Below are 24980 nucleotides of genomic sequence, written 5' to 3' on the forward strand. Positions count from 1 at the left end.
AAGCCCTGCATTATAAGGGCAGACGGGGCGGGTTTACATTTGCCTTGCGAGAACTAACCTGACTGCGGACCATCAAGTTTTGCCACATAGTCTTGCATACCGCTCACAAAGCACTCTGCTTGGACGACGGCATCCTCAGCTTGTTTGAGATCAATCGCATCGCCAGTGTAATCGGCCAACAAACGAATTTCTTGGACACGATTCAGTGACCGCCCAAGTTCTACCGCTATCACGCCCGGCTTAACCAAATGCAAACTGAACAGCGTGATCAGGCCGTTGTGAGTGCGGCTAGCCTCGGCGCCAATCATCCGGCCGCTGACCGACAAAGCCGCTTGCGCGGATTCGAACATCGCATAATACGCCCGGTTGCAAGCCCCCTCGCTATCGCCATCGGCCAACAGCAAGCGCGCCGATGCCAACGCCCGTTCGGCCTTTTGCAACCATTCGCAGGCATTCATAACGGCACACCGTCGCGTTTCACATTTTCCAATAAGTGCGGATGCGCGGAGCTTTCCGGGCAATCCCATTCAGATTGCCAAATAGGCAGGGGCTGGATCAACACTCCGGTTTCCAGCAATACATCGTAAGCAATGTCCGCCAAAGCCAGCTTGGTTTCTAGGAATGGACCGGGCGCCCCGGATAACAACACCGCCACGTCGGTGTCGCTTTGCGCCTGATAATCACCACGCGCCCGACTGCCGAACAGCAACGCTCCGACTAAACGGAACCGGCCAGCCGTTCGACCGATAAATAGCCGCGCAGCCGCTAAGGTGTTAGGGTCTATTGGACGTGGAGGCATAGGTAAAGATAATGCGCTAAAAAACCAATCAGTATCTTACTATTTGCCGACGCTTAGCGAATCGGAATTTTTGCTTAATGTAGGCTTACACCCACACCTAAAATAGACTCGCTGCCACGCCCTGTAAAATCAACAAGCTGGATCACGGGCCCGGCGCAGCTCCGCTACAGGCCTATCGTTTGGTCCAACGTCCGGCATTCAATGTTTGAGTGGCTTTGTATCGGAGTAAGCGGAGTTTCGATCGAAATTCGCACTGTCTACTTAGAAAAATCCACCCTTCGCCTAAACCTACCAAGATTAAATCCAAGAAATCGAATATTTCCTCTTACCAGCCACCGAATCCGATAAGATTACGCCATTAGCGAATGACGGCTTTTGGATGTAGCAATCGACCCTTTTCAGCCTATCGTCTAATGTGATTCAATGGCAGAGATTGAATCGTTACCAGTCATAGCTGGCTATCATCGGTGATATACAGAAGGGAAAATCACATGCTGATCAATAAATTATCTTGTCACAGGTCATTTTTGGGTGGATATACAGAACTTTCTAATTACTAGTTAGGCCCCAAGAGGAGAATTATGCCAGCCGAAACTGATCATCCATGTTTTTTGCCTCCTGAAGATAAAAGCGTGAAAATTTGGCGATACATGGATTTCACTAAGTTTGTGTCGTTACTTGAAACTGAGTCTCTATTTTTGTCTCGAGTAGACAAGTTTGAAGACCCTTATGAAGGTGCAACTTCTCATGCTAACGCTATTATGAGGCCGTATCTTTACGGCGAGAAAGGCATTCCGAAAGAAGCGCTACAACAATTGTCTAAATTTACAAAATGGACACGTTCATGGACGTATGTAAATTGCTGGCATATGAATAACACTGAATCAGCGGCAATGTGGAAGCTGTATGCCCAAACCAATGAGGCGGTAGCAATCCAATCAACTTATACAAAACTCCATGATAACTTGGCGAAAGATACTTATGTTGGTGTCGTTCACTACATAGATTATGACAAGGACTGGTTACCCGAGGGTAATGGATTTTGGCCGTACGTTCACAAGAGACAGTCTTTTGAACATGAGAAGGAACTACGGGTACTAATTCAAGACCTTCCAAGTTTAGAAGAGCCAGACAAAGGCCTTGATTATTCTCTTGTAAATAATGAATTTGGAAAATCAATTAAGGTTGATCTAAAGAAATTAATTGAAAACGTATATGTTTCACCTGTAGCTCCCAAGTGGTTCTTTGAAGTCGTCGCAGGCGTTGCGAAACGTTATGGGTGTGACTTTGAGGTCAAGCAGTCAAATCTAGCAAAAGAACCAGTATTTTAGTGAGGCATGGCCTAACAAACGCGTCAATTAGGACGCTCGCAAGCTCGCGCCTATTACGCGGGCATTATAGAAAGTTTAGCCAATGAACCAGCAATTTAAACAAATTACTAATCTGCGGACTTATATAGCCTCTGGAGCAATGTTCATAATTGGATTGCTTTTTCTTGGTTTTGCAGAGCAAGCAACTTTTCCTTCAGGATATCTCTGGCTAAAGTCAGTAATATCAAATTTTGGTGCTTTGTTAATAGCATCGGTTTCTATCGCAATGCTTTGGGAGCTGTTTTCAAAACGAGCGTTCCTCGACGAGCTGTTAGCTAAAACTGGTTTGGCAGAGGATATACGTACTGTTGGTGTTACAGGTGTATCACTCAATCCAGTTAGAGGACCAGACTTTACAAAGATTATCCGTTCATCTGAACGGCTTGATATTTTTGTTTGCTATGCAAATACCTGGAGGGCGACCTTCGAGGAAGATTTAAGATTTTTGGCTGCAAAGAAAAACTGCCGAATCAGGCTAATTGTCCCTGATCCAGATAATCAAGAGATAATGAAGGATCTTGCTAAGCGTTTTAATGCTAATGACTCGGCAACAATGGAACGAAGAATTAGACAGGCTATTGAAGAATATAAAGCATTATTTTCATCCGTTTCTAATTTTTCTCTTGATTTTAGCATATGGATTCACGACGAAACCCCCGTATCAAGCTTTTACCGTTTTGATCGCTGTGCTGTAATTACCCTTTACAAGCATGCTAAAGGAAGAGGAAATGCGCCTACGATTGTTGCTGAGCGAGGTGGGGCTCTTTATACATATATTGAGAGTGAAATTGATTCTATGGTCAGGGGAATTGAGCCTTATAAACAATTGGCCCGTAAAATTTTCCCTAACTCTGTGATCGAGAACGCTCCGCCAAAAAGCGCGGCGGAGCACCTCTAACCTAGAACGTTAAACGAGCAATTTCCAGCGTTAACCAGTCATTCAAAATTCCACCGCGATAGACAGCTTTTGGCCGACTGCCGCCGATTACAAGCCAAAGCTTGGAAACCAGAATCAATCAAAACGCCGCCAATTCCTAGCAAATAAAGTAACGCGCTTCTGCAAAAATAGCCTACGCTTTTCTTCTGCGGACCACACCCCGCCATCCGTAATATCAGCAACGCCAAAAAAGGAGATAAACATGAGTCAACATCTGATTTCTTTAAGCCTTTCCGACAATGATCTGACGGACATAGACGCTGCCCTAAAAACATTGGAAGACCGCTTCGCCGGCTTCCTGGTTTTAACCCCGGAAGAACGCCGCACCATCCTGAAGATGGGTGATAAAACCGAAGCGTTCTGCCGCCAGACGCTGACGGTGGCCACCCAAAACACTCATGCCATTCCGCCCGGTCTCGATGTCGTCGAAGCGCAAGCCGATTTGGTGACGCTCGACAAACTCCGCCCTCGCCTGCATCGCCTGCGCGATTTAATGAGCAGAGGCGAAGATACCGACATGGCGCTGGGCAGCGATATTTATAGTTTTAGCCTGGATGCTTACGCCTCGTTGAAAATCGCCGGCAAGGGCGCGGGCTTGGAAACGCTGCGGCAGGCGATGTCTGTTCGGTTTAACCGCGGCGCCAAGGCAAAAACCCAGGCCACCCAACCTACCGGCTAAGCAAGATAAGCATAATGACTGCCCGGCAAGGCTTTCCGGCTTGCGGAATAAGCTTTATCCCTTGGCGGAATAGATAAAAGCATAGCGCGCAAGCCTTTCCGCTAAAGCCGCAAGCTTATTAGAGCCACTCGCCACTTTCAGAACCTTGCCCGCAAGGTAAATTGCTTCGCGGGCAAGGCAATTTGCCAAAAGCGCAAGCCGAAATGGCTTAAGCGCAAGGCCTTGAGGCCAAACCGCCACCTTCTTTGATTCGCGCGCTAGCTTCAATGGTTTGCGCGCAAGGAAAAAAGCCTTGCCCGCCAGGCAAATAAGCTTGCGCGAATCCTGAAAAGCCTTGCGCACAACTCTAATTGGCTTGCGCGCAAAGCGCTGAATCTTGCGGTCATGACAAAAACCGGGGATGTCCCGAATTTTTGCAAAGTGGACCGACCGACCTGCTTACGAAGACTTGCTTCAATCCAGTCTTACTCGGCCCGCAGTACCATCGACTATCACTTTGTCGCCGTTCGTCAAAGCATCCAGCACACCTCTGACGCTCATTACCGCGGGTAAACCCACTTCCCGCGCAGTCACTGCGCCATGAGACAAAGGTCCGCCGCTTTCGGTGATCACAGCCGCCGCCTTATAAAATAAAGGTGTCCAGGCCGGGTTGGTGGTACGAGCTACCAGTACCGCGTTGGCCGGAAAATCGGCGAAATCGTCCTGCGACAACACCTTGAATACCGCGCCGCAGGCAACGCCGGGACTACCAGGCAAACCAACAAAATCCCCGTCTTTAGCGGAACAGGCTTGTGACTTACCCAACTCCCATTCCGGTGAATGCTGCCTATGGTTTTGATAAGCCTGTTTTTCCCGGACTATGCTATCCGCCAAACGACACCACGACTCGGCATCGTTAAGGCGGATTGTTTCCGAGAGCTGTTCGGCTCTGGCAAAGAACACATCCATCGCTTCTGTAATGATGCCCCTCGCCTGCAATGCTACGCCCAAGGCCAGTAAACCCTTGCGGAACGGCAATGTCAGCCGTGTTGTCTGGTAATGTTCGATGTCGTCCAATGCGGTATAAACCCGAGTCAAGCGCAACAACTCCTGCACAGGAAACCGCAAATCCTCCGGCAACCCGCCGATCAATTGCCGCTCGGTTTCCAACATCCGGATTTTCAGAATACGTTCCTTTTCGGCAGGGTCTTCCAGGGCAGAGTCCAACATCATTTTCAGATTTTCAATCACCAGCCATGGCGCTTCCAACCAGGTCGGATGGTAGGGATCGAACTCCACTTCCCGATGCCCATGATCCTGTAAAAAACGCTGGAAAGCGGCTGCAATATCTGCTTCTTGTATGAATCCGCCGGCAGCCAGAAATTGCTGACCAGTTTGGGCGCGCAACGCCTGCACGAGTTTGGGGTGCTCCGCTATCCGCCGTGCCAGCCGGTAAAGTTCCTTATTGACGAAACCTGTTTTGGTTTCGCAGTACGCCAGCAAGCGATCAAAGGTCGCCGGCGCATCCGCTTCGCCAACCGTCGCGCCGATGATGCTGGTTTGAATAAGGATCGTTCTGCGACTCGGCCAGCAGGATGCCATCGGTCATCAGTTTGACCAACGAATTGGGATGAGTCTGATCGTGAAAACGCACTTTGTAACCCACCGCCTGGCCGATAGGTTAACCCAATTCCTCGGCGATGCGGTCAGCGACGGTGCGCGCGGCAATTCGGCGCGGTTGGGTGTGGCCGATCAAACCGGTGACGCCACGGCCGATTTCCAGACAAATCTTCGGCAACTGGGTAGTTTTACCGGAACCGGTTTCGCCGCAGACGATGGTCACTTGATGGTTTTTAATCAGCCCGGCAATCTCGTCCTTCTTGCCGCTGACCGGCAAATCCGGATAGTTGATCACCGGCACCGACGCACGGCGCTGATTGCTACGCCCGACCGAACGCTCGATCTTATCCGCCAGTTGCTGCACCTGTGCCGCCACATCCTTGCCCTTGTGGGTCTCGCTACGCAGGCGGTCGAGTTGGCGCTTCAAGCCATGGCGATCAACGCTCATAACTTGATTTAGCTGTTGAGAAAGGCGTTTTAACTCTGGTTGAACAAGCATGAGTAGGTGAAGAGCGGGCAAAATGCGTAATTATAAAGTGCTTGGCTCGATGCTCGTCGACAGAAAATCAATTCGCGGCAGGAATAGTTTACAAAAGCCGTGTTTTTCAGAAATTTTATAATTGAAGCTAACCATCAACCATCAACCAGCAAACGAAACCCAAAGAACTCGCTGCGTTGGGATTTATCGAAGTGGTATCGGTAGGCGGAACGGGCGAAGGTCGCGTCGGCATCCCAGGAGCCGCCGCGAGCCACAGCGTCTCCAGCCTGAAGCAACGGCAAGGGCGACATTATCGAGTTAGCAACAAAAAAATGTTCTTTCCATTCATCCTGGCACCACTCCCAAATATTGCCGTGCATCTCGTAAAGCCCCCAGGCATTCGCGGGAAAACTCTTTACCGGCACGGGTTTACCGCGAAATTCGCACTTAGGCGCGTTTGCATAGGGGTAGTTACCGTTGAAATTCGCTTGCTGCGAATCAATCGTTTCACCAAAATTGAACGGCGTATCGCTACCGCTACGACAGGCGTATTCCCATTCCGCTTCGCTAGGTAGCCGGCTGTGAAAACCGGGGATAGTCTCGTTTAACTGCGCAATAAACGCTTGGGCATCGTCCCAACTCACCCGATGCACAGGAAAGTCGGGATGTTCCTGATGGCGGCTAGGATTATCACCCGGGTAAATTTGCAGCCACAGCGCTTGAGTTACAGCGGTGTCGGCCAGCCAAAAGCCTGATTCAAAGTCCACCCGCTGCCGAGATTCGTAGTGGTAGCGTCCTGTTTCAGTCTCCGGGGAACCCATCAAAAATGTCCCCGGCTCGATCCAGCGAAACACTTGCCTGACATCGTTGAATATTAAAGTCTGCCATAAGCCATAACCATCCTCACCCCATTCACTGGCCCAAGCCAGGGGGAACATCGGTGGCGACAAGTGATTGCGGTGGGGTGAGCTCATAATTTACAGGCAGATAAACATCAGCGGCAAAATTCGCGTTTAGTCTTTGGCAAAAGATACTTCATCATTTTTGAATTTCGGTCAGCTTACGCCAATATTCAGGCATCGTCGCCGTCAATCAAGCCTGCGACTGCTCCGCGATGCCACTGTCCGGCCAGGGCGTGTCCCTGACCGTCACTGGTTTTACGGCTCCGCTTGCCGGTGATGGCCTGAGCTCAGATTGACCTAGGGCAAGCCGGAAGCCGAAGCTGCGGGCGCGAAAATCGGGCTGGAAATAGTCGCGAAAAGCGGAGCGTACGCTCCAGCCAACGCTGCCCCACGACCCGCCCCGCACTACACGGCGATCACCTTCGGCTTTGTCTGGCTGGATCAGCGGATCAAGCACTGCCTCCGTGCCAAGATTTTCTTGCCAACCATCCTGACACGATTCCCAGATATTTCCATGCATTTCGTACAAGCCCCATATATTAGCCGGCAAGCTCTTCACCGGCACGGTCTTATGGCGATAAATGCCTTTCTCCCCACCGGCATAGGGAGCAGTGCCATTGTAATTGACCTGTTCTGGAGTGATGTTGGCTCCGAATGAAAACGGTGCGGTGGTACCAGCCCGGCAGGCGTACTCCCATTGCGCTTCGGTCGGCAATTGGGCTCGCAAACCAGGCACCAGAGTATTCAGATGTTCGATAAACCGCTGAACGTCGTCACAACTGATCTGTTCGACCGGGTTTTGCGGATCGTCGTTAAAACCACTTGGGTTGTCGCCACCGAGCACCGCCAGCCAGAAAGCCTGGGTGACGGCGGTGTCGGCTAGCCAGAAGCCTTGAGTTAAGGTGACCGCATGCAGCGTTTCGTCGTCGTAGCGTCCCGGCTCGTCTTCCGGCGATCCCATCATGAAACTACCGGGCTCTATCCAGCGGAAGCGTTGGGTGACCTGGTTGACGGTGAGGTCGGCATAGAGGCCGTAGCGGTCTATCCCGACTGGCCAGTCAATTAAGTTATCCGGCTCCCATCGCACTTGGGTAAGCAGCCTCCTTCTATCTTCCTGATTTAACAGAATGGTATTCACAAACCGCTCGCCCCATTTTCCCGGTACGGGTTCGGCCTCGGTCAACAGTTTTAACTCGATGTAAGGGTTGAAGCCCTCCCTTGCTTGTAACAAAAAGCGATAATCTTTGCCCGCAAAGCGCAAATTGGCCGAGAGTCCTTCTGAATTGCGGAAGATACTGTCAGCCCAACGGGGCTTATCAAATGCTGCAAACGTCAGTCTCGCCAATCCGGTATCAAAATCCAGGGTCTGCCCATTCAACTGATCGATGAGGCACGATTCGCCATGGACCGGCAAGCGAAGCAATTGTTTATCCACTCGCATCCGGCCATTTTCTACCCAACTTTTGAACAGCATGATGCTGTCGTGGATTGCGTCGAATTCGGCCAGTTTCGCGCCACCTATCGCTACGGGCCTGGTGTCAGCATAAGCGATACTCAGGGCTTCACCAACTTGCCAGATGCCATAGCGAGCTAATTCTGTACGTTCACGAATCAGCTCGTGCACGATGGCGGCATCGTATTCCGCAGGCAATGGGGCGCCGGCCCGCAGTTGTTCGCGATACGCCAGCCCATAAAGCGCGCTGGTATAGCAGTCGTTATAGTGACAAATCGCCTCGCCGCTCAACCGGTTTAAATGCCGCCGGGCAAATTGAGTCATGCCGCTGTCGGGCTGTGCACCCTGCAGGGTTTTGGCAACGCGTTGCATAAAGGTTTCCGCCTGTTGGACATCGGCCAGCTGTTCGAGCGGGAAACCCACCAAGGGCAAGGCGTTGATGACTTCTTCCGCCCAAATCGCCGGAAACTGGCCGATATGCTGGCGTTTGAGCAAACTCAAGACTTGATATTGCAAGCCAGCGTCCAGCTGTTTAAATTCGGCCTGATACTCCGCCCGCTTTTCCGGGCGCATGCTGATGGCTGTATAACCCCACTGCATATCGGCATGCTGATACACCGCCGCTTCGATGCCGCTATCGGCTTGTTCAGCGGGTAAACAGCGCAGCAGGGCTCTTAGCAATTCTGGTTCGACGTGTACGGCGATGGATAACAATGCCAAGACCTTACGGACGTGCTCAGCGTGGGCCTCTGTATCGGGATCGATCTTTTCCGGTTTCAGCTTGCTGTGTTTGTTCCACAACACTTGACGGATGGATTTTAGGCGCTCGGGCTGTTGCTGGGCCGCCGAAACGGGTGCCAGCACGACTGGCGTGGTGTTTTTACGGCTTAGTTGCCGGAAAAAACTGTCCCACCGTGTGCGTATCGGGCTGTGTTGTTCAGCCAGTTGCCCCAGGTCGCTGACGATGAACACCACACTTTGCGCGGTGAGGGCTTGCCACTGCTTAGGAAGTTGCTGTTGATCAAACCAATCCCAATATTCACCTAGCGGGTCATCGTCAATGACGCGAATTTCCAGACCGTTCAATCCGTACTGACGGACGATACCTTCGCACAAGCGATGGGCGTCCAACCAGAACGGCATCAAGCGTTTGTTCAGGTCGAGGACGACATAAACCCGCCCGGCCGGCACGACTCGTGGCTTGCGCGGCAGATGATATAAGGTTTGCAGGCGGGCGATACGTTTGACCAACTGCGGCATATCCAGTCGCAGCCCCAAGCTATGGCTTATGGATTGGCGCAAAAAATCGCGCATGCGGGCGTCGGGGACGATGGCTTGATGCGGCAGCGGTTCTCCGCTGGCTAAGGGCTGCAAATCGGCGTCGGAGAGCGGCTCAACGCCTTGAAGCACGGACGGCAAGTTGTCGCCGAGCTGTTGCCGATCAGCATAATGCTCCTGATGTGCAAGGGCATAGAATAATTCTTGCGGGCGTTTCAGCGTGAATTTAGCCGGCGTAGGAACAGGATCTGGGTCGATTTCGGGTGGCTCCGGAGGGGGCGCTTTATAATCAATTTCATCGATTATCGTGACTGGCGCACACCATTCATAACCCAAAATCGTAGCGCTCAGGCATTTTTCGTCCTGGGTTTGACAGCGCTGCAGCCAGCGCAGTAAGTCGCCGCGACTAGTCTGAGTATGAATCGGCATTACAAAGCTTTGCGCAACACAAAGTGCTGAATCTCAGCCAGCAAACATTGCTGATAAGTATCCCGTTCTTGGCCTTGCACCGAGGAATCGGTCATTTCATCCAGCGCCGCCAATAAATCCAGGTATTCGGCCAAACCGGCCTTGATGGTGCCGTGGCGCTCAGCTTCCTGCCGGTCGGCGATTAGTTGTTGTAGCGCCAGGCGTTTGATGATGTCGCTGCACTGATTATTATTAAAATGCACCTCGGCTCTATCCAAAAACCACGTATCAAGATTTTTATCATCCACCGCCAAATTCAGCACTAAACAGCGTCGAATAAATGCCGCCGGCAGTTCACGCTCGTCGTTGCTGGTAATGATCACTAGCGGCGGCGTCGGTTGTTTGTCTGCCGTTTGCTGTGTCTTGCCGATGGTTTCTCCTAACAGCTGTACGTCAAAACCGCCGTTACCCAGCACTTCTAATAGTGCGTTCGGCAACGAAGGCTCGGCCTTGTCGATTTCGTCAATTAATAAAACAATGCCGTTGTCCAGTTCGCCGTCGTCCGAAATCTGCGGACGGTAGACTTTATGGCGGCAGACATCGTTGTAATGCCTGGCCGCACTATCCCATCCGAAGGTCCACCACAGCACACCGGGATTGAGATAATGCTTGGGGTTGAGTTTGTCATCGTCTTTGATACCGGCGTGAGCGTCGTTGAGGCGAGCGACCGGATCGTAACGCCAGAGCAAATCCTGGCCTTCGGTGTTGATGTTGATGACTTCGGCAATAAATTTACGTTTGAGTTTGGCCGCTGCCGCGCGCGCCAAGTAGCTCTTGCCGAGCCCCGGTTCACCTTTGACCAACAAAGGCCGGCGGGTCGCCAAGGCCATTTCCAGGGCATAAGCGCTGGCTTTATCCAGAAAATAACGGCCTTGCCGCCAGGAACCACAGTCCGCGTAATCGATAACGCTATCGGCTTGAAAATGTTTGAGGGTGGTTACTGTCATGTGCTTGGTTGGCTGGTTTCGAGTATGTTGAAGAGCTCTGTGATTTTGGCACTTAGTTTGGCTTCTTTTTCCGCTACGGCTTCGCCATAGTGGACGATGGGTAAATCCGGGAGGCAATCTGCGGCAATTAAAGCCTGGCAATTGGCTGCATCAAGCAAAGGGTTGTTAGTCAAATTGGCATCCCGCCTATTTAATTCCAGGCGATGCAGTTGGTTTAACGAGCGATTTTGCCGCTGTTTAATCGTGGAATTCAAAGCCTCAAGCTCAAAAGTATCCAGCGGCTCTGGCGGCGGCGCTTTGTGAATGGCCTTGTAAATCGTTTCGGTGGCGTCTTTTATGAACTCTGTCTGGCTCCAACCGGTTTCGCGGGTAAACACGTCCGCATTGATCGTATGCCTGCCAAGGACTTTGCCGTCATGTCTGACAAACTCGGGATTGGTATCGTAAATCGCCGCCAGCGACAATTCAGCCGCCATCGCGGTGCGCACCGGCAAGTTAATCAATGCCTGCTTGATTGCTTGGCATTCCGGGGCCATCAAGCCAGCGAACAAATAGAAGAGCTGCCTGAGATTCTGGCGTATCGACTCGCCGGAATCTTGTTTGAACGCATCGGCACCGGCGCAAAGCAACAAATCTAAAACCGCCAAGTCATCCTGTTCGAAGGCTTCCAGCAATTTTTCAGTTAACTTTTTATCGGACATATGCTCGATATTCAACTTCAACTGACCGGCGATTTGTTTGAACAGTAGATTCTCTGCGGTCATTTTTAACAAAAGATCGCTAATTTGTCGTTTCTGCTCGGCAACGAATTTTTGATGTTTTTGAATTTGGCCTTGTATACCGGTTATTTCTTGGAATTCTTGATCGTTTCGAATTAACCAGGGTATGGAAACCGCGGTGAAACATTCATCACGCTTTTGGGGCGTCTCGGTGATAATCGCAAATAATTGCGGCCCTTGAAATACCGGCGCTCCCGATAATCCGCACCAACCGGCCTTCTCCAAAGCATCACTTTTGCAGGAAATGGTGAGTTTAGGCGTGGCGACATTCGGTGGAAAGAACTCCCCCATCACCGGTATTTTTTCGCGCAATCCCGATTCAGCGTCCTTGCCGATAGCCGGATAGCCATAACCACTCCACTGTTCATGGCCTTTTGGATCGCGTTTCGCCAATAACTCTGAGGAAAGTGACATGTTTGGCGGGGTTTGACACCTGAGTATTGCAATGTCGTGTTCATCACTGACCCAAACAATTTCGGTGACATTCGTATCTGAATGCTTTGAATCCGGCCATTCAATCACAATAGGCACCGCCTTATCACGCTCATCAAAAACAACGACGTGGCGTGCCGTCAATACTAAACCCTGAGCGATGGGATAAGCTGTGCCAATAGTGCGATTGCCATCTTTTTTCGTCGGCAGAATCTTTGCAATCAGCTTGGTATCCATAATTAATCCCCGCTAAATGCCTCGGTTATTCATCACCTGACAACAATAGTTTACTGGGCTCACCCGTCTGCGGGTCCGGATTCTTCACATCCACCGGTTGTAAACTTAATTTGATCTTATGCGTAGCTGCACTTTTATAAGCGGCTGACGCTTCAGCATCGATGCCGCCCAACACCCAGAAATTAAATTTACCGCCAGCTTTTCCACCGACTGACTTTTCGACCACCATTTGCAATTCCACTTCTACGCTATTCACATTGAAGCGAATGGTTTCCGCCTCCCCGCGCATTGAAGCAGTCACCAAACTTTGTCTCAGCTCTTGAATCACTTCCGCCAAGTTCAGCTTGTCGTTCTCGTTCATAGCCGCTCCCCTCATCGTTTTTTTTTAAAGTGTTGGGCCTAACTAACCGACTGTGTTTTCCAATTGTCAGTTATTCGCCATCGCACGCCTTTCTGAGCGCTCTGAGATTATCTTTGAACTCAAACGCCCCGACAGTGATCTTTCCCTCGCTCCAGCGCTGCGCCGGAGCGCGGGAACGATGACCGATAAAAAACTAAGCCAATTTAGGCTTTATCGCGATCATCAGCATGTCCACTCCTTCACGATAAAGCGATTGCACATCGCTGAAACCGAGAGATTGCAAGGTGGCTATTATGGCTGGCACATGCATGATGTGTTCCGGTGATTCGTCGCTCAGCAAATGTACCACCCAATCTTCCAAAAGATCGTAACGCTTTAGCTCTCCAAAAGCCTTGAACCAGTGGCGAATGTCGGCTTGCGTGGAAGCCAGATGCCGAGCGGCATCATCGATAGCGAAGCGGTCGCCGTTTGCGAACAATCCACCCGGTTTAAGCACCCGCCAGATTTCGGCAAAGACTTGGTCCCGATAGTCATTCAGAAAATTGTGAATGGCATAATTGGAGGCAACAACATCAACGCTGGCGTCCGGTTGCTGCTGTAAAAAAGCTAGCGCATCGCTCTCGATGAACTCGACACGGCCGTTATCGACATATTCCGCCAAATTCGCGCGCGCCTGCATAAGCATTGCCGCTGAGGCATCGAAAGCGCGCAGATGCAGGTCCTCGCGCTGGGTAAGCAAGGACAGCGTGCTCAGTCCTGTACCGCAGCCGATCTCAAGCCCCTGAATGCCATTGCCAGGGTGCCATGCGGCGACTGTCTCTCCGAGCTTTTGCGTCAGAACCACGACATTGGGACACATCATACCGAGAAAATCGTACTCTTCACCGATACGGCCGGTAAACGGATTCTGTGCGGTCAAAGAAGGCATCACGGCATTTTCATTCGAATTCATAAAAGCGTCCTGGTTTGTTTAACAAATACGCGCCTGTGCTTGATTGCAGCGCGCAGGAAGGAGTGTGTGGACTTCGTATTTTTGTTCTGAAATTATAATCAGATAAATGCGCTACGGATACCGAGCCAGCCACTTTCCCAAAAAGCTGACATCTATCAAGCAAGGTTAACAATATCCCCGCGGTAAATTTTTCGGTAACCATACTTAAGCGACCCGTGATTTATTTCCCGAAACCGCAAACCGCCCGGTGGATAAATAATCAGCCTTTGATTGGACAATAGACGCCGCTTTAAAGACATTGGAGAACCGCTTCGCCTGCTTGCTTAAGCGCTTCCGTTACCACACACCAAGCTATGACGCTCCGTCCCCCTTGTAATATGGGAGATTTATGGCGAGCCGGTTCGATTTAACTTGAATGGACAGAGGTTGGGGACTGCCTTAAAAACCCAACATCGTTAGCTGTCGAACAGCTGTTTTACATCAATTAGTGGGTTTCAAGCCATGCGTTGCGTTTGCCATTAGCAGGTTGCGCGCAATACGCTGCGGTTTCAGTACCAGTAAAACCGCTAGTCATTCGACGATCCTACGCGCCGCATGTATAGGTGCATCCAACTCCGTATTCATGCGGCGACATTGATATACATCTGCCCGCATGGAAAGTGGCGGCATTCGTATTGGTATGAGTGCATGACCGAAATCGGAATAATGAAAAACCATTTTATATCGATTCGATATTAATATAGAATTTCACCGAATCCGTTGAGGCGTTTTCACCCCAAGGGGAACGTTTTTGCGGATCTCTGCCGATGACGGATGTAAATCCGTCATCTCGGCATCTTTGCCATGACGTTGTCAGAGAGTTCCGAAAACCAAACCTTCAGAGATTGACTGACAAGCGCCGAACCGAAAAAGCGCATTGGACGTTTTTTATCCGGCCATTTCTTTAATGGCATCGAGCAATTTTTACTTTATTTATCCGGGAGTTTTTGATGGAAATCCACGTTTACGATACCTATGTAAAAGCACACGACAACCATGTCATGCATTTTGATGTATTTACCGCCAGCAAGGACAGTGAGCAAGCCATTCAGTATGCCAAACAGTGGCTATCTTCAATCGGGGAAAGCGATGCGGTAGTCTCCAGTAAGGAATGTCGCTTTTGCCATACTCAACAAGCACCGGCTAATGTGATTGACACTATCAATCGCCAAGGTTACTTCATATACAAAATGGAAGGTTGTCCGGCTTGATAGCAATATTGCTGTCATGCTAATGACATCCAGGCCTTGCATTGCAAGGCCTTAAGATTAGAAGGATGAAATACCTGTTTTCCGAAAAGCATCAGTAACGACCTCAGTGGCATCCTCGTCAGCAGCGACATAGCTACCAACATCGAACTTACACGCGCCGAAAGGGTGCCCTATACGGTTGTCCTTGCCATGCGGCCCCGGGAGAACAATGGCGTCCAACCCATCAGACTATCTCAAAACGATACGTCGGCCTTTGCCAGCATCTCCCACCAATCCCCACCCAAAAACACCAGAATTGAAATCTAACTAGCTTGAACCACAATAATCTATTGTAAAATAATCGTTTTTTAATATTGCGTTAATCGACAGTTTGTACGCACTAAGCCAAGTCTTATCATTATTCATGTCCCCGCCACCCACTAGACAAGACTTTCAATGCGCGCGCTGATCGTCCTAGGTATGCTGTTGATGCCTTTGGCTACCGCGCAAGCGGCCGGTAAGGCATCGGAAGACTTAACTGGACTTTCCATCGAGCAATTGCTGAATGTGGAAATCATCAGCGCTTCCAGGCTGGGTCAAAAAGCCAGTCAAGCCCCCAGCTCAGTTTCTATTTTAACGGCAAACGACATACGCACTTTCGGCTGGCGCACACTGGCGGACGCGCTGAACAGCATGCGCGGTTTGTTCACCAGCAATGACCGCAACTATAGCTTTGTCGGCGTGCGCGGCTTCATTCAGTCTGGCGACTACAATTCCCGCGTGCTGTTCATGATCGACGGCCAGCGCATGAACGAAAACATCTTCGACTCCGGCAATATCGGCCAAGAATTCATGCTGGACATGGACTTGGTGGAACGTATCGAGTTTATTCCCGGTTCCGGCTCCACTATTTATGGCGCCAACGCCTTTTTGGGCTTGATCAACGTGGTCACCAAAAAAGGCAAAGCCTTGAACGGGGCGCAAATAGCCGGTGAAGTAGGTAGTTTTGACACCTACAAAGGCCGCGTCAGTGTCGGTAAGCAATTCGACAACGGCGCCGATGTGCTGTTGTCGGCATCGCATTTCGATACCCAGGGCGTGGAAAATTTATATTTCCCGGCTTTCGATGACTCCGGCACCAACAACGGTATCGCGCATAACATGGATACCGAGCGCGCTGACCGCTTGTTCGGGCGGATGCAGTTCGAAGAATTCACCCTCAGCGGCGGTTTTGTTGATCGCTACAAACGCGTGCCGACTGCGGCATACGGTGCCATTTTCAACGATCCCCGCGCTCATACTTACGACAGACAATTTTTCACCAATCTGAAATATCAAAAAGCCCTGAGTGCGAAGACCTCGTTCATGGCTAAGGGTTTTTACCAAGGCTACGATTACATGGCCGAAGACCCCTTCAATGACGCCGGTGATTACATTTATCACGACCAAACCAGCGGCCGCTGGTGGGGCGGCGAAGCACAACTAACGACTAGCGTATTCGACGGACATAGACTACTTTTCGGCTTGGAATATCAATACGACCAAACCCAGCGCCAATTCGGCTATGTTACCGACCCTTATCAAATTTATCAGGATAGCGACCTCAGCGGCCACCGCGTCGAACTCTACGCTCAAGACGACATCCAGTTACTGGACAATCTGGTTTTCAGCGCCGGCCTGCGCCTAGATCAGACCCACATGCTCAAACGCCTGCAACTCAATCCGCGTCTGGGCTTGATATGGAACCCTTTGGAAAGTACCACCTTCAAGCTGCTGTACAGCTCGACATTTCGCGCACCGCATGCCTGGAACCTGGATTACAACAACTACTATTACGGCGTCAGCCCCGAGCTTAGAGAAGAGCAAATCAGAAGCTACGAAGCGATTGCCGAATGGCATTCCAATGCCGGGCTGAAACTGCTGGTTTCCTTGTTTTACAACGACATCACCGAGTTACTGAAAGCCAACCCCGAAACGGCGCTGCTGGACAATGTTGGAAAATACCATGCCTACGGTGCGGAATGGGAAGCGGAAAAACGTTGGGACAGCGGCAGAATGTTCAAGGCATCGTACACCTACAGCTTGTTTACCAACGAAGCCAGACACGGGGTGTGGGCAACCGGTTCGCCGCAAAATATTTTCAAATTACACTATGCTGAGCCTTTGTTCGACGATTTTGTAAAGCTCGGTATCGAGAACATTTACATTGGCGACCGTAAGTCATTTCAGAGCGGCAAAGCCGATGCCTACAATCTCGTCAATCTGAATGTGAGCACGGATCGTTTGATGCGTGGCCTGGACGTGTCTTTCGGGGTTTATAACCTGTTCGACAGCCATTATGAAATGCTGATCAACAGTGACCGCTTCGACCTGTTACAGATGAACGGCAGGGAATTTCGCTTGAAACTACAGTTGACGTTTTAAAAAGGGCCGATCATATGAAAAAGGCGTTTCATCGACGGAAATCTTGGGCTATTGGCCTGGGAGCGCTTTTGTGTTTGGGACAAACCACCTCGCACGCCGCCAATCAAGAGCCTGAACGCGACAATTTACCGGATTTGACCGGCCTCAGCGTTGAGCAATTGATGAATCTCGATGTGACCTCGGTAATGAAAGTCCCCACCGATATCAAACACGTTCCAGCCGCCCTATTCGTACTGAGCAGCGACGAAATCCGCCGAACCGGGGCTACGACTATCCCGGAAGCCTTGCGCGTGGTGCCGGGCATGCACGTGGCTAAAGTGGACGGCAATAAATGGGCCGTATCGATGCGCGGCTTCAGCAGCCAATTTGTCAATAAATTGCTGGTGTTAGTGGACGGCCGTAGCGTTTATAACCCGCTGTTTTCCGGGGTATGGTGGGATCAACAAGATGTGATGATGGAAGACATCGAACGCATCGAGGTCATCCGCGGCCCCGGCGCCAGCTTGTGGGGCGCCAATGCGGTCAACGGCGTCATCAACATCATCACTAAATCAGCCAAAGACACACAAGGCGGTTTGCTATCCGGCCATGTCGGCAGCCAACGCTCCGGCGGCGGTCTGCGCTACGGCGCCGATTTGGGCGGCGACGCCTATCTAAAAGTCTACGGCCGCCACACTAACTACGGCGACTCAAAAACCCTGGGTAGCAGCAGTAAGGCTGGCGATGAAGGCGAGATGAGCAAAATCGGTTTTCGTTACGACAAAGCCATTGACTTTACCAACAAACTCAGTTTGCAAGGCGATGCATTCCTTGGCGAGAGCAATGGCGCACTGCAAGACTTCCCATCATTAACATCGCAACGGACGCCGGTGCTGGCGCCGCCCTTTTCTCGGGAATTACCAACGGACCAATTGTTCTCCGGCCATTACATTCAAGCACGCTGGGAGCAATATCAAAGCTCGGACTCCAATACTGTACTGCGCATGTATTGGGACAGGCATAGCCGGAAATCGCCTTACTTGAATTCGGAATATCAAATCGACAATATCGATGTCGATTTTCAGCATAACTACAAGCTGAACGATAGCCACATGTTGGTGTGGGGCAGCGGCGTGCGTTTCAATCTGAATAATTTCGAGGACAGCGCGCAAATTTCCATGAGTGCCAACAATCGAACCGACCGTATCTATAGCCTGTTTGGGCAGGACGATATTACCTTGGTGCCTGATCGTTGGCATTTGACCTTGGGTAGCAAGCTGGAGCACAACCCGGTCACGCAATTCGAAGTGCAACCTAACGCGCGCTTGCTGTGGACGCCGGACGACAAACATTCGTTTTGGGGCTCGGTATCCCGCTCAGTGCGCACGCCCAATTGGGTCGAGCAGAACATTTCTTACAGCCTGCAAACCCAACCAACCCCAATGGGCCCCATGCTGAGAGGTCTAAACGGCAACCCGGACCTCACTGCCGAAAAAATGATCGGCTTCGAACTGGGTTGGCGCGGCCAACTCAGTCGCCAACTCAGTACTGATGTAGCCTTATATCATTACAGCTACGACGATTACGCCAGCTTGACGCCCAACACCCAACCCTTCGCCGGCTACATGTTGCAGACGCTGGATTACAACAACTACGGGCATGTGCAAGTCTTCGGTGGGGAAATCAGTGTCGACTGGCAAGCAACTGAAAATTGGAAACTGCGGGCCACTTATAGCCACGAAGAAGAACGCTTCCGCCTGTCGCCGCTGGCGCCTGCCAACACCACATTGATCTCCGGAGACAGCTACCCGGCCCATAAAGCCATGCTCTGGTCTATGTACCAATTCTCCCCGCAACTCAAGCTGGATCTGAACTGGCGTTACTCAGACGCGACCGGCCTTAACGGCGCGCAATCCAGAGCCTATCAGGACCTGGATGCACGATTGGGATGGGACTTGGGCGCGGGCGTGGAACTGGCGCTGGTGGGCCGGAATTTGCTGAACAGCAGTCATTTCGAATACGGCTCGGATATGTTTTCCACCGCCACAGCCGTGCAACGCGAGGTATACGGCACCTTGCGCTGGGACTTTTAAGCGGCCCGACACTATGCATATCGCAAAGAACCGGTGTCGAACATGAGTCGAATCTTGCGCCATCGCTATGCAAGATTGTACCGAAATCGCGGCTGCAATGCGTCGTTCCTGCGCGCGCCGAAAAAACCAAAATTCGCACCCATCACGCTATTCAGCAAAATGCTGTTGCTGCCTTTGCTGTTTAGCGGCCATTTATGCCACGCCGAAGCGGCCAGCGAAGCGGCGGTGAAAGTGGCGTTTTTATACAATTTCTTTAAGTTTATCGAATGGCCGGAGCCTGCAACAGCGCCGAATCGTTATACCTTGTGCCTGAGCAGTCATACCGATTTCGGCGACCATTTATTGATGTTGGAAGGCAAAACGGTGAACGGCAAGCCCTTGGATATCGTCCGCAATATATCACCCAAAGATATAAAATCCTGCCATCTGATCTTTATCGATACCGCCGATAATCCGGGCGATTACGCCCGCGAATTAAAAGGCTCGTCGGTAGTCAGCGTCAGCGACAAATCCGGGTTTATCAACCAGGGCGGCACCATAGGTTTGATCCAGGACGGCAACAGGCTCAGCTTCGAAATTAACTTGGAAACCGCCAACGCCGGCAACACGCGAATCAGCGCCCAGCTGCTGAAACTGGCTAAAAACATTTTGGCCGGTAAATAAGCCCACATGCAGATGACCTCTCGACGCCACCCATGATTCGCGACAAACTGACCAATCTGCCGATGACCTACAAGCTGCAACGCTTGCAAGCCATCACCTTGGCATTGGCTCTACTGTTTACCTTGTTGATTACCAGCATGACGCATATCTGGCAGGAGCGGCGCGAACTGTCAATGGAAGTGCGCTCGCTCGGCAAAATGATCGGTTTTAACGCCAACGCTGCGCTGCTGTTTGGCGACACCAAAACCGGCACCGAGATTCTGGCCACCTTACGCGGCAAATCCGAAGTCATCTCCGCGCAACTCTACAAAAATGACGGCGAAATTTTCGCCCATTACCCCGCCAAGGCCGCACCGGACAGCTTCCCCGCCACCTTGAGCGATGCGGAACAACAACAACGCAACCAGGGCCTGCGGATATTGAGCCAGGTCATTTTAAACCCCTTACCCGACGATAACGGCGACGTGATCGGCACCTTGCGCTTGCAGCTCGACTTAAAACCCATGTGGCGTATGGTGATTATCAGTCTGGGGCAAATTTTTTTGGTGATGGTGGTTTCGTTTATTCTGGCGGTTTTTTTCGGCCGGCGCTTGGCGGAATCGATCGCCGCACCGCTGATCAGGCTGTCGTCCCTGGCCAAACAGGTATCCAGGGACAACAACTACATGGTGCGCGCCCAAGGTGAAGGCGAGGATGAAATCGGCCAATTGGTAAGAAGCTTCAACCAGATGATAGAGCGGGTACAACAACGCGATGCCGAACTGGAAAATCAGCGCGGCAACCTGGAAAAACAAGTCGATCTGCGCACCGCCGACCTGCGTCAGGCAGTCGTCGATGCCCAAGCCGCCAATATCGCCAAGTCGCAATTTCTGGCAACCATGAGCCACGAAATCCGCACCCCCATGAACGGTGTGCTGGGCATGACCGAATTGCTGCTGGGCACCGACCTGGACACCACGCAACGCCAATACGCCGAAACCGTGTTCAGTTCCGCCGATTCACTGCTGACCGTGATTAACGACATTCTGGACTTTTCAAAAATCGAAGCGGGCAAGCTGGAGCTGGAAGAAATCGATTTTAACTTGATCAATATTACCGACCAACTCGCCGCCTTATTCTTCGAACGCGCCAGCAGCAAAAACATCGAACTGGTTTGCACCGTCGATAAGCGGGTGCCGCGCGACGTGAGAGGCGACCCTTATCGATTACGGCAAATACTCACCAACTTGTTATCCAACGCCATCAAATTTACCGAAGCCGGCTCGGTGAAAATGCAGGTGAATGTGGCCGAATCGGATCGCTGCCCATCAGCTGATGGCATGTGTCTGGAGTTTTGTATTAGCGATACCGGCATCGGCATCACCCCGGACACTCAAGCCCGCCTATTCAAATCTTTCAGTCAAGCCGACGGCTCCACGACGCGCAAATACGGTGGCACTGGCCTGGGATTGGCAATCAGCAAGGAACTAAGCGAATTGATGGGCGGCAATATCCAAGTGCAAAGCCGTGCGAACAGCGGCTCGGTATTTACCCTGCATATCCCGCTCCGCCAAGCTAACCAAGCCCTGCCTGCAACCCTGCCGGGCAACGATCTGCAAGGCAAGCAGGTCTTACTGGTGGAAGATAATGCCACCAATGCGAAAATCCTGGAAAATCATTTGAGCGTTTTCGGCATGTTTACCCGCGTCGCCAAAAATGGCGCGCATGCCCTGGAAATTCTCGATCAGTCGGCACACTTGGGCCTGTTCTTCGATATTGCCGTGCTGGACATGAAAATGCTGGGCATGAACGGCGTCGAATTAACCCAACGGATTCGCATAGACCGGCGATTTGCCAATATCCGCATCGTCATTATTACGTCCAGCAACGAGGAAGACGTATTAGCCAAAATTCGCGGCAGCGCCTGCGATCTGTATCTTCACAAACCTCTGCACAGACGCACCCTGCACGATGCGCTGCTGGGGCTGATGGCGCAAAAACCGCAATCGCTCAGGGCGCCCGCTTCTGCTGCTGGCACTATTCGAATCCTGCTGGCCGAAGACAATCCGGTAAACCAGAAAGTATGCAGCGCCATGTTGCGCCAGTTAGGCTACACCCTGTCGCTGGCGAATAACGGCCGGGAAGTGCTGGATATTATCGACCGCGAACCTGTCGATCTCATCTTGATGGATTGCATGATGCCTGTCATGGACGGTTACACTGCAACCCAATACATCCGCAATCGGGAAAGCAGCCGCAATTTGCCCCGAATCCCCATTATTGCCCTCACCGCCAACGCTATGGAAGGTGATCGCGAACGCTGTTTGCAGGCCGGCATGGATGATTATCTTAGTAAACCGTTTTTACAAAAAACCTTGCAAGACAAAATCCAGGCGTTGGCAGCCCCGCTGCCCACAACCAACTTTAATACAGCTGCACCCGAGATCAAATCGATTGCCGCCACCCTAGACCCGGCCGCGCTGAATACCTTACTGGAAATTGGCGGCAGCGCGCTGGTCGACGACGTATTGGCCTTGTTTAGGACCAATGTCGAGCAACATATCGCGACACTCCGCTCCGGCCTGTTGGAGCGCAATACGGAAACGGTGCGGCATGCCGCGCATAGTTTAAAATCGGCCGCCGCCAATATCGGTGCACTAAACTTGTCGGAACTGGCCCGTGCGCTTGAACATGCGGCGCGGAACAACACTTTGCAATTCGATAGCCGGGTTGCCGAAAGCCTGCAAACAGAATATAAAGAAATTCTCCAGCGGCTTTCGCAACTCAAACCCTCATAATGGAACGATTACCTGCCCGCAGCCTGATTTTAGCGATAGACGACGACGATATGGTGCGTCTGATGTTGCAAGAAATTCTGCAAAGAGAAGCGTTTGATGTCATTTGCGCGGCTAGCGGCAAGCAAGGCTTGGCATTGGCAGCCAGCGAACGGCCCAATCTGGTATTACTGGATGTTATGTTACCGGACCTTAATGGCTTCGACTGCCTGCAAACCATCAAAAACATGCCCGGCAACAGCCTGCTGCCCGTCGTGATGCTGACCGGCATGGACGACCTGGAATCGGTCAATCGCGCCTTTCAATTGGGCGCGACCGACTTTATCCCCAAACCGCTCAATTGGCCGACCTTACCACACCGCTTACGTTATTTGCTGCGCTCGGTCGCCACGTTAGAAGAACTGGCCCGGAGCGAAGCGGAACTGCGCCAAGCGCAAAAAATAGCGCAACTAGGCAGTTGGTACTGGTCTATTGCCGACGACAACATGCAATGGTCGGAAGAAGTCTTTAATATCCTCGGCACGAATCGTTCATCGTTCGAACATAAATGCCGCGACTTATACAAACCCATGCAGCCATCGGAAGTCGGCAAACTGCAACAAGCCATTGATCTTTGTGTAAAAAACCAACGCAGTTTTCGCCTGGAATTATCGATTACTCATGACGATGGCGCCAACCAAGTGATTCATATTCAAGGCAAACCCGTTATCGCCGATGGGCAGGTAAGCCATATCCACGGTACGCTGCAAGATATTACTGAACGCCGGCACATAGAAGAACGGGTAAGGCTTTTATCCTACTACGACCCGCTAACCGGTCTGCCCAACCGGACGCTGTTCAAGGAAGTTCTGGCGCAAGCGATGTCCTATTGCACGCGCTACGGTACGGTGATTTCGACTCTATTTATCAGTATTGATCGTTTCAAACGCATCAACGAAACCCTGGGTCCCAAAATCGGCGACCAAGTGTTGAAATTGTTCGCCGAGCGCTTGCTGGCCGAAGTGCGGGACTGCGACTACATTTCTATCAACGCCGATTACGATTTGGCGGACATGACGGTCTCCCGGTTGGGCGGTAACGAATTTACCGTGTTGCTGAATCATATCGAGGACACGCGCGATAGCGTCAAAGTGGCTAAGCGGATTTTTCAGGCGATGCAGCACGCTTTTCCGGTGGAGAACACCGAATTGTTTCTGGGGATCAATATCGGTATCGCCGTCTATCCGGGCGACGGTCAGGATGAAGACAGCTTCATCAAAAACGGCGAGTTTGCGATGAACCATGCCAGCGAACACGGCCATAATAATTATCAGTTTTTCAGTAAATCCCTAAATGTTGCCGCGTTTCATAAACTAGCGATGGAAAACAGCCTGCGCCGGGCCATAGAACGCCATGAATTGCAGCTTTACTATCAAGCCAAAATCAATATCCGCCGCCAGCAAGTCGTCGGCTGCGAAGCCTTGATTCGCTGGCAACACCCGGAACTGGGTTTGATCGGCCCGTCGCAGTTTATTCCAATTGCCGAAGATTCCGGCTTGATTGCCCAAATCAGCGATTGGGTGCTGGAAAATGCCAGCCGGCAAACTTTGGACTGGCAACAATCGGGACTGAGCCAAGGACTGATCATGGCGGTGAACGTATCGGCCACTCAATTCAGACAATACGGCTTTGGCAATCATGTCCGCGAAGTATTGACCGGCATCGGCCTGGAACCACGCTACCTCAAGCTGGAACTGACCGAAACCATCTTGCTCGACCATATCGACGACGCGTTAGTGACGCTAAGGGAATTGCAAGCGTTGGGCGTCAAAATCAGTATCGACGATTTCGGCACCGGTTATTCGTCCTTGTCTTATTTAAAAAAATTGCCAATCTCGGAATTGAAAGTCGATCATTGCTTTGTCCGCGATCTTCCGCACAACGAAGACGACATGGCGATTACCGCGGCAATATTGGCCTTGGCCGACGCGCTGTCGCTGGAGGTAGTCGCGGAGGGCGTGGAGAATGAGGATCAAGCCAACTTCCTGCTGGATAGCGGTTGCGAAGTAGTTCAAGGCTTTTTGTACAACAAGCCCATGCCCGCCGTTGAATTTGCCGCATTTGTCCGTGCATTCAATGCGCAACGCTTGTTAGCCGACAAAGTCTGA

At 51.4% G+C, this 24980-nt stretch carries 20 protein-coding genes; 9 read left to right on the forward strand and 11 right to left on the reverse strand.

Annotated elements, in window-relative coordinates:
* Nucleotides 1-53: 53 nt before the first annotated feature.
* Both EBB_RS21900 and EBB_RS21905 read right to left on the reverse strand, forming a co-directional pair.
* Nucleotides 54-458 carry a HEPN domain-containing protein gene (locus EBB_RS21900; protein WP_192395801.1) on the reverse strand — a complete coding sequence of 135 codons (405 nt, stop codon included), beginning with the start codon at nucleotides 456-458 and terminating at the stop codon, nucleotides 54-56.
* Nucleotides 455-799, reverse strand: coding sequence for a nucleotidyltransferase family protein (locus EBB_RS21905; RefSeq protein ID WP_192395802.1), 345 nt, complete (start codon nucleotides 797-799; stop codon nucleotides 455-457). Before EBB_RS21905 ends, EBB_RS21900 begins: the two co-directional genes overlap by 4 nt.
* Nucleotides 800-1380: 581 nt before the next feature.
* Between EBB_RS21905 and EBB_RS21910 the strand changes: the two genes are divergently transcribed.
* From EBB_RS21910 to EBB_RS21920, 3 genes are all read left to right on the forward strand, one after another.
* Nucleotides 1381-2130: a DUF2971 domain-containing protein gene (locus EBB_RS21910; protein ID WP_192395803.1), complete on the forward strand. Its 750-nt coding sequence runs from the start codon at nucleotides 1381-1383 to the stop codon at nucleotides 2128-2130.
* Between the two features lie 82 nt (nucleotides 2131-2212).
* Nucleotides 2213-3067 (forward strand): hypothetical protein, encoded by an 855-nt coding sequence (locus EBB_RS21915; protein ID WP_192395804.1) that lies wholly within the window; start codon nucleotides 2213-2215, stop codon nucleotides 3065-3067.
* A 241-nt stretch (nucleotides 3068-3308) separates the two neighbouring features.
* Nucleotides 3309-3785 carry a hypothetical protein gene (locus tag EBB_RS21920; RefSeq protein ID WP_192395805.1) on the forward strand — a complete coding sequence of 159 codons (477 nt, stop codon included), beginning with the start codon at nucleotides 3309-3311 and terminating at the stop codon, nucleotides 3783-3785.
* 54 nt (nucleotides 3786-3839) lie between these two features.
* Here EBB_RS21920 and EBB_RS21925 read toward each other — a convergent pair whose 3' ends face one another.
* The 9 genes from EBB_RS21925 to EBB_RS21965 all read right to left on the reverse strand — a co-directional run bounded on the left by EBB_RS21925 (nucleotide 3840) and on the right by EBB_RS21965 (nucleotide 13671).
* A complete protein-coding gene (locus EBB_RS21925; RefSeq protein WP_192395806.1) occupies nucleotides 3840-4127 on the reverse strand; it encodes a hypothetical protein in 288 nt (95 codons plus the stop codon).
* Between the two features lie 111 nt (nucleotides 4128-4238).
* Nucleotides 4239-5366 (reverse strand): PEP-utilizing enzyme, encoded by a 1128-nt coding sequence (locus tag EBB_RS26565; protein WP_192395807.1) that lies wholly within the window; start codon nucleotides 5364-5366, stop codon nucleotides 4239-4241.
* A 79-nt stretch (nucleotides 5367-5445) separates the two neighbouring features.
* Complete coding sequence (locus EBB_RS21935; RefSeq protein ID WP_503466901.1) at nucleotides 5446-5883, reverse strand: hypothetical protein; 438 nt, start codon at nucleotides 5881-5883, stop codon at nucleotides 5446-5448.
* Nucleotides 5884-6017: 134 nt separating this feature from the next.
* Nucleotides 6018-6836 (reverse strand): formylglycine-generating enzyme family protein, encoded by an 819-nt coding sequence (locus EBB_RS21940; RefSeq protein WP_192395808.1) that lies wholly within the window; start codon nucleotides 6834-6836, stop codon nucleotides 6018-6020.
* A 118-nt stretch (nucleotides 6837-6954) separates the two neighbouring features.
* Nucleotides 6955-9924, reverse strand: a complete 2970-nt coding sequence (locus tag EBB_RS26200) for a formylglycine-generating enzyme family protein (protein WP_223146906.1) — start codon at nucleotides 9922-9924, stop codon at nucleotides 6955-6957.
* Nucleotides 9924-10910 (reverse strand): AAA family ATPase, encoded by a 987-nt coding sequence (locus tag EBB_RS21950; protein ID WP_192395809.1) that lies wholly within the window; start codon nucleotides 10908-10910, stop codon nucleotides 9924-9926. Before EBB_RS21950 ends, EBB_RS26200 begins: the two co-directional genes overlap by 1 nt.
* On the reverse strand, nucleotides 10907-12358 hold the full coding sequence (locus EBB_RS21955; RefSeq protein ID WP_192395810.1) for a trypsin-like serine peptidase: 1452 nt from the start codon (nucleotides 12356-12358) through the stop codon (nucleotides 10907-10909). The genes EBB_RS21950 and EBB_RS21955 overlap by 4 nt, the downstream gene beginning before the upstream one ends.
* Before the next feature lie 25 nt (nucleotides 12359-12383).
* Entirely contained in the window at nucleotides 12384-12719 is a 336-nt protein-coding gene (locus tag EBB_RS21960; protein WP_192395811.1) for a trypco2 family protein, read from the reverse strand.
* 193 nt (nucleotides 12720-12912) lie between these two features.
* Nucleotides 12913-13671 (reverse strand): class I SAM-dependent methyltransferase, encoded by a 759-nt coding sequence (locus EBB_RS21965; RefSeq protein ID WP_192395812.1) that lies wholly within the window; start codon nucleotides 13669-13671, stop codon nucleotides 12913-12915.
* A gap of 989 nt (nucleotides 13672-14660) precedes the next feature.
* Between EBB_RS21965 and EBB_RS21970 the strand changes: the two genes are divergently transcribed.
* The 6 genes from EBB_RS21970 (at nucleotide 14661) to EBB_RS21995 (ending at nucleotide 24980) form a co-directional block, all read left to right on the forward strand.
* Nucleotides 14661-14921 carry a DUF2024 family protein gene (locus tag EBB_RS21970; RefSeq protein WP_033156411.1) on the forward strand — a complete coding sequence of 87 codons (261 nt, stop codon included), beginning with the start codon at nucleotides 14661-14663 and terminating at the stop codon, nucleotides 14919-14921.
* Nucleotides 14922-15356: 435 nt separating this feature from the next.
* Complete coding sequence (locus EBB_RS21975) at nucleotides 15357-17324, forward strand: TonB-dependent receptor plug domain-containing protein (RefSeq protein ID WP_192395813.1); 1968 nt, start codon at nucleotides 15357-15359, stop codon at nucleotides 17322-17324.
* Between the two features lie 68 nt (nucleotides 17325-17392).
* Nucleotides 17393-19396: a TonB-dependent receptor plug domain-containing protein gene (locus EBB_RS21980; protein WP_225587702.1), complete on the forward strand. Its 2004-nt coding sequence runs from the start codon at nucleotides 17393-17395 to the stop codon at nucleotides 19394-19396.
* Between the two features lie 42 nt (nucleotides 19397-19438).
* Nucleotides 19439-20059: a YfiR family protein gene (locus EBB_RS21985; RefSeq protein ID WP_225587704.1), complete on the forward strand. Its 621-nt coding sequence runs from the start codon at nucleotides 19439-19441 to the stop codon at nucleotides 20057-20059.
* A 32-nt stretch (nucleotides 20060-20091) separates the two neighbouring features.
* Nucleotides 20092-22836 (forward strand): response regulator, encoded by a 2745-nt coding sequence (locus tag EBB_RS21990; protein WP_192395815.1) that lies wholly within the window; start codon nucleotides 20092-20094, stop codon nucleotides 22834-22836.
* Nucleotides 22836-24980: a putative bifunctional diguanylate cyclase/phosphodiesterase gene (locus EBB_RS21995; RefSeq protein ID WP_192395816.1), complete on the forward strand. Its 2145-nt coding sequence runs from the start codon at nucleotides 22836-22838 to the stop codon at nucleotides 24978-24980. The genes EBB_RS21990 and EBB_RS21995 overlap by 1 nt, the downstream gene beginning before the upstream one ends.

The sequence above is a fragment of the Methylomonas fluvii genome, from assembly GCF_014850975.1.
Classification (GTDB): domain Bacteria; phylum Pseudomonadota; class Gammaproteobacteria; order Methylococcales; family Methylomonadaceae; genus Methylomonas; species Methylomonas fluvii.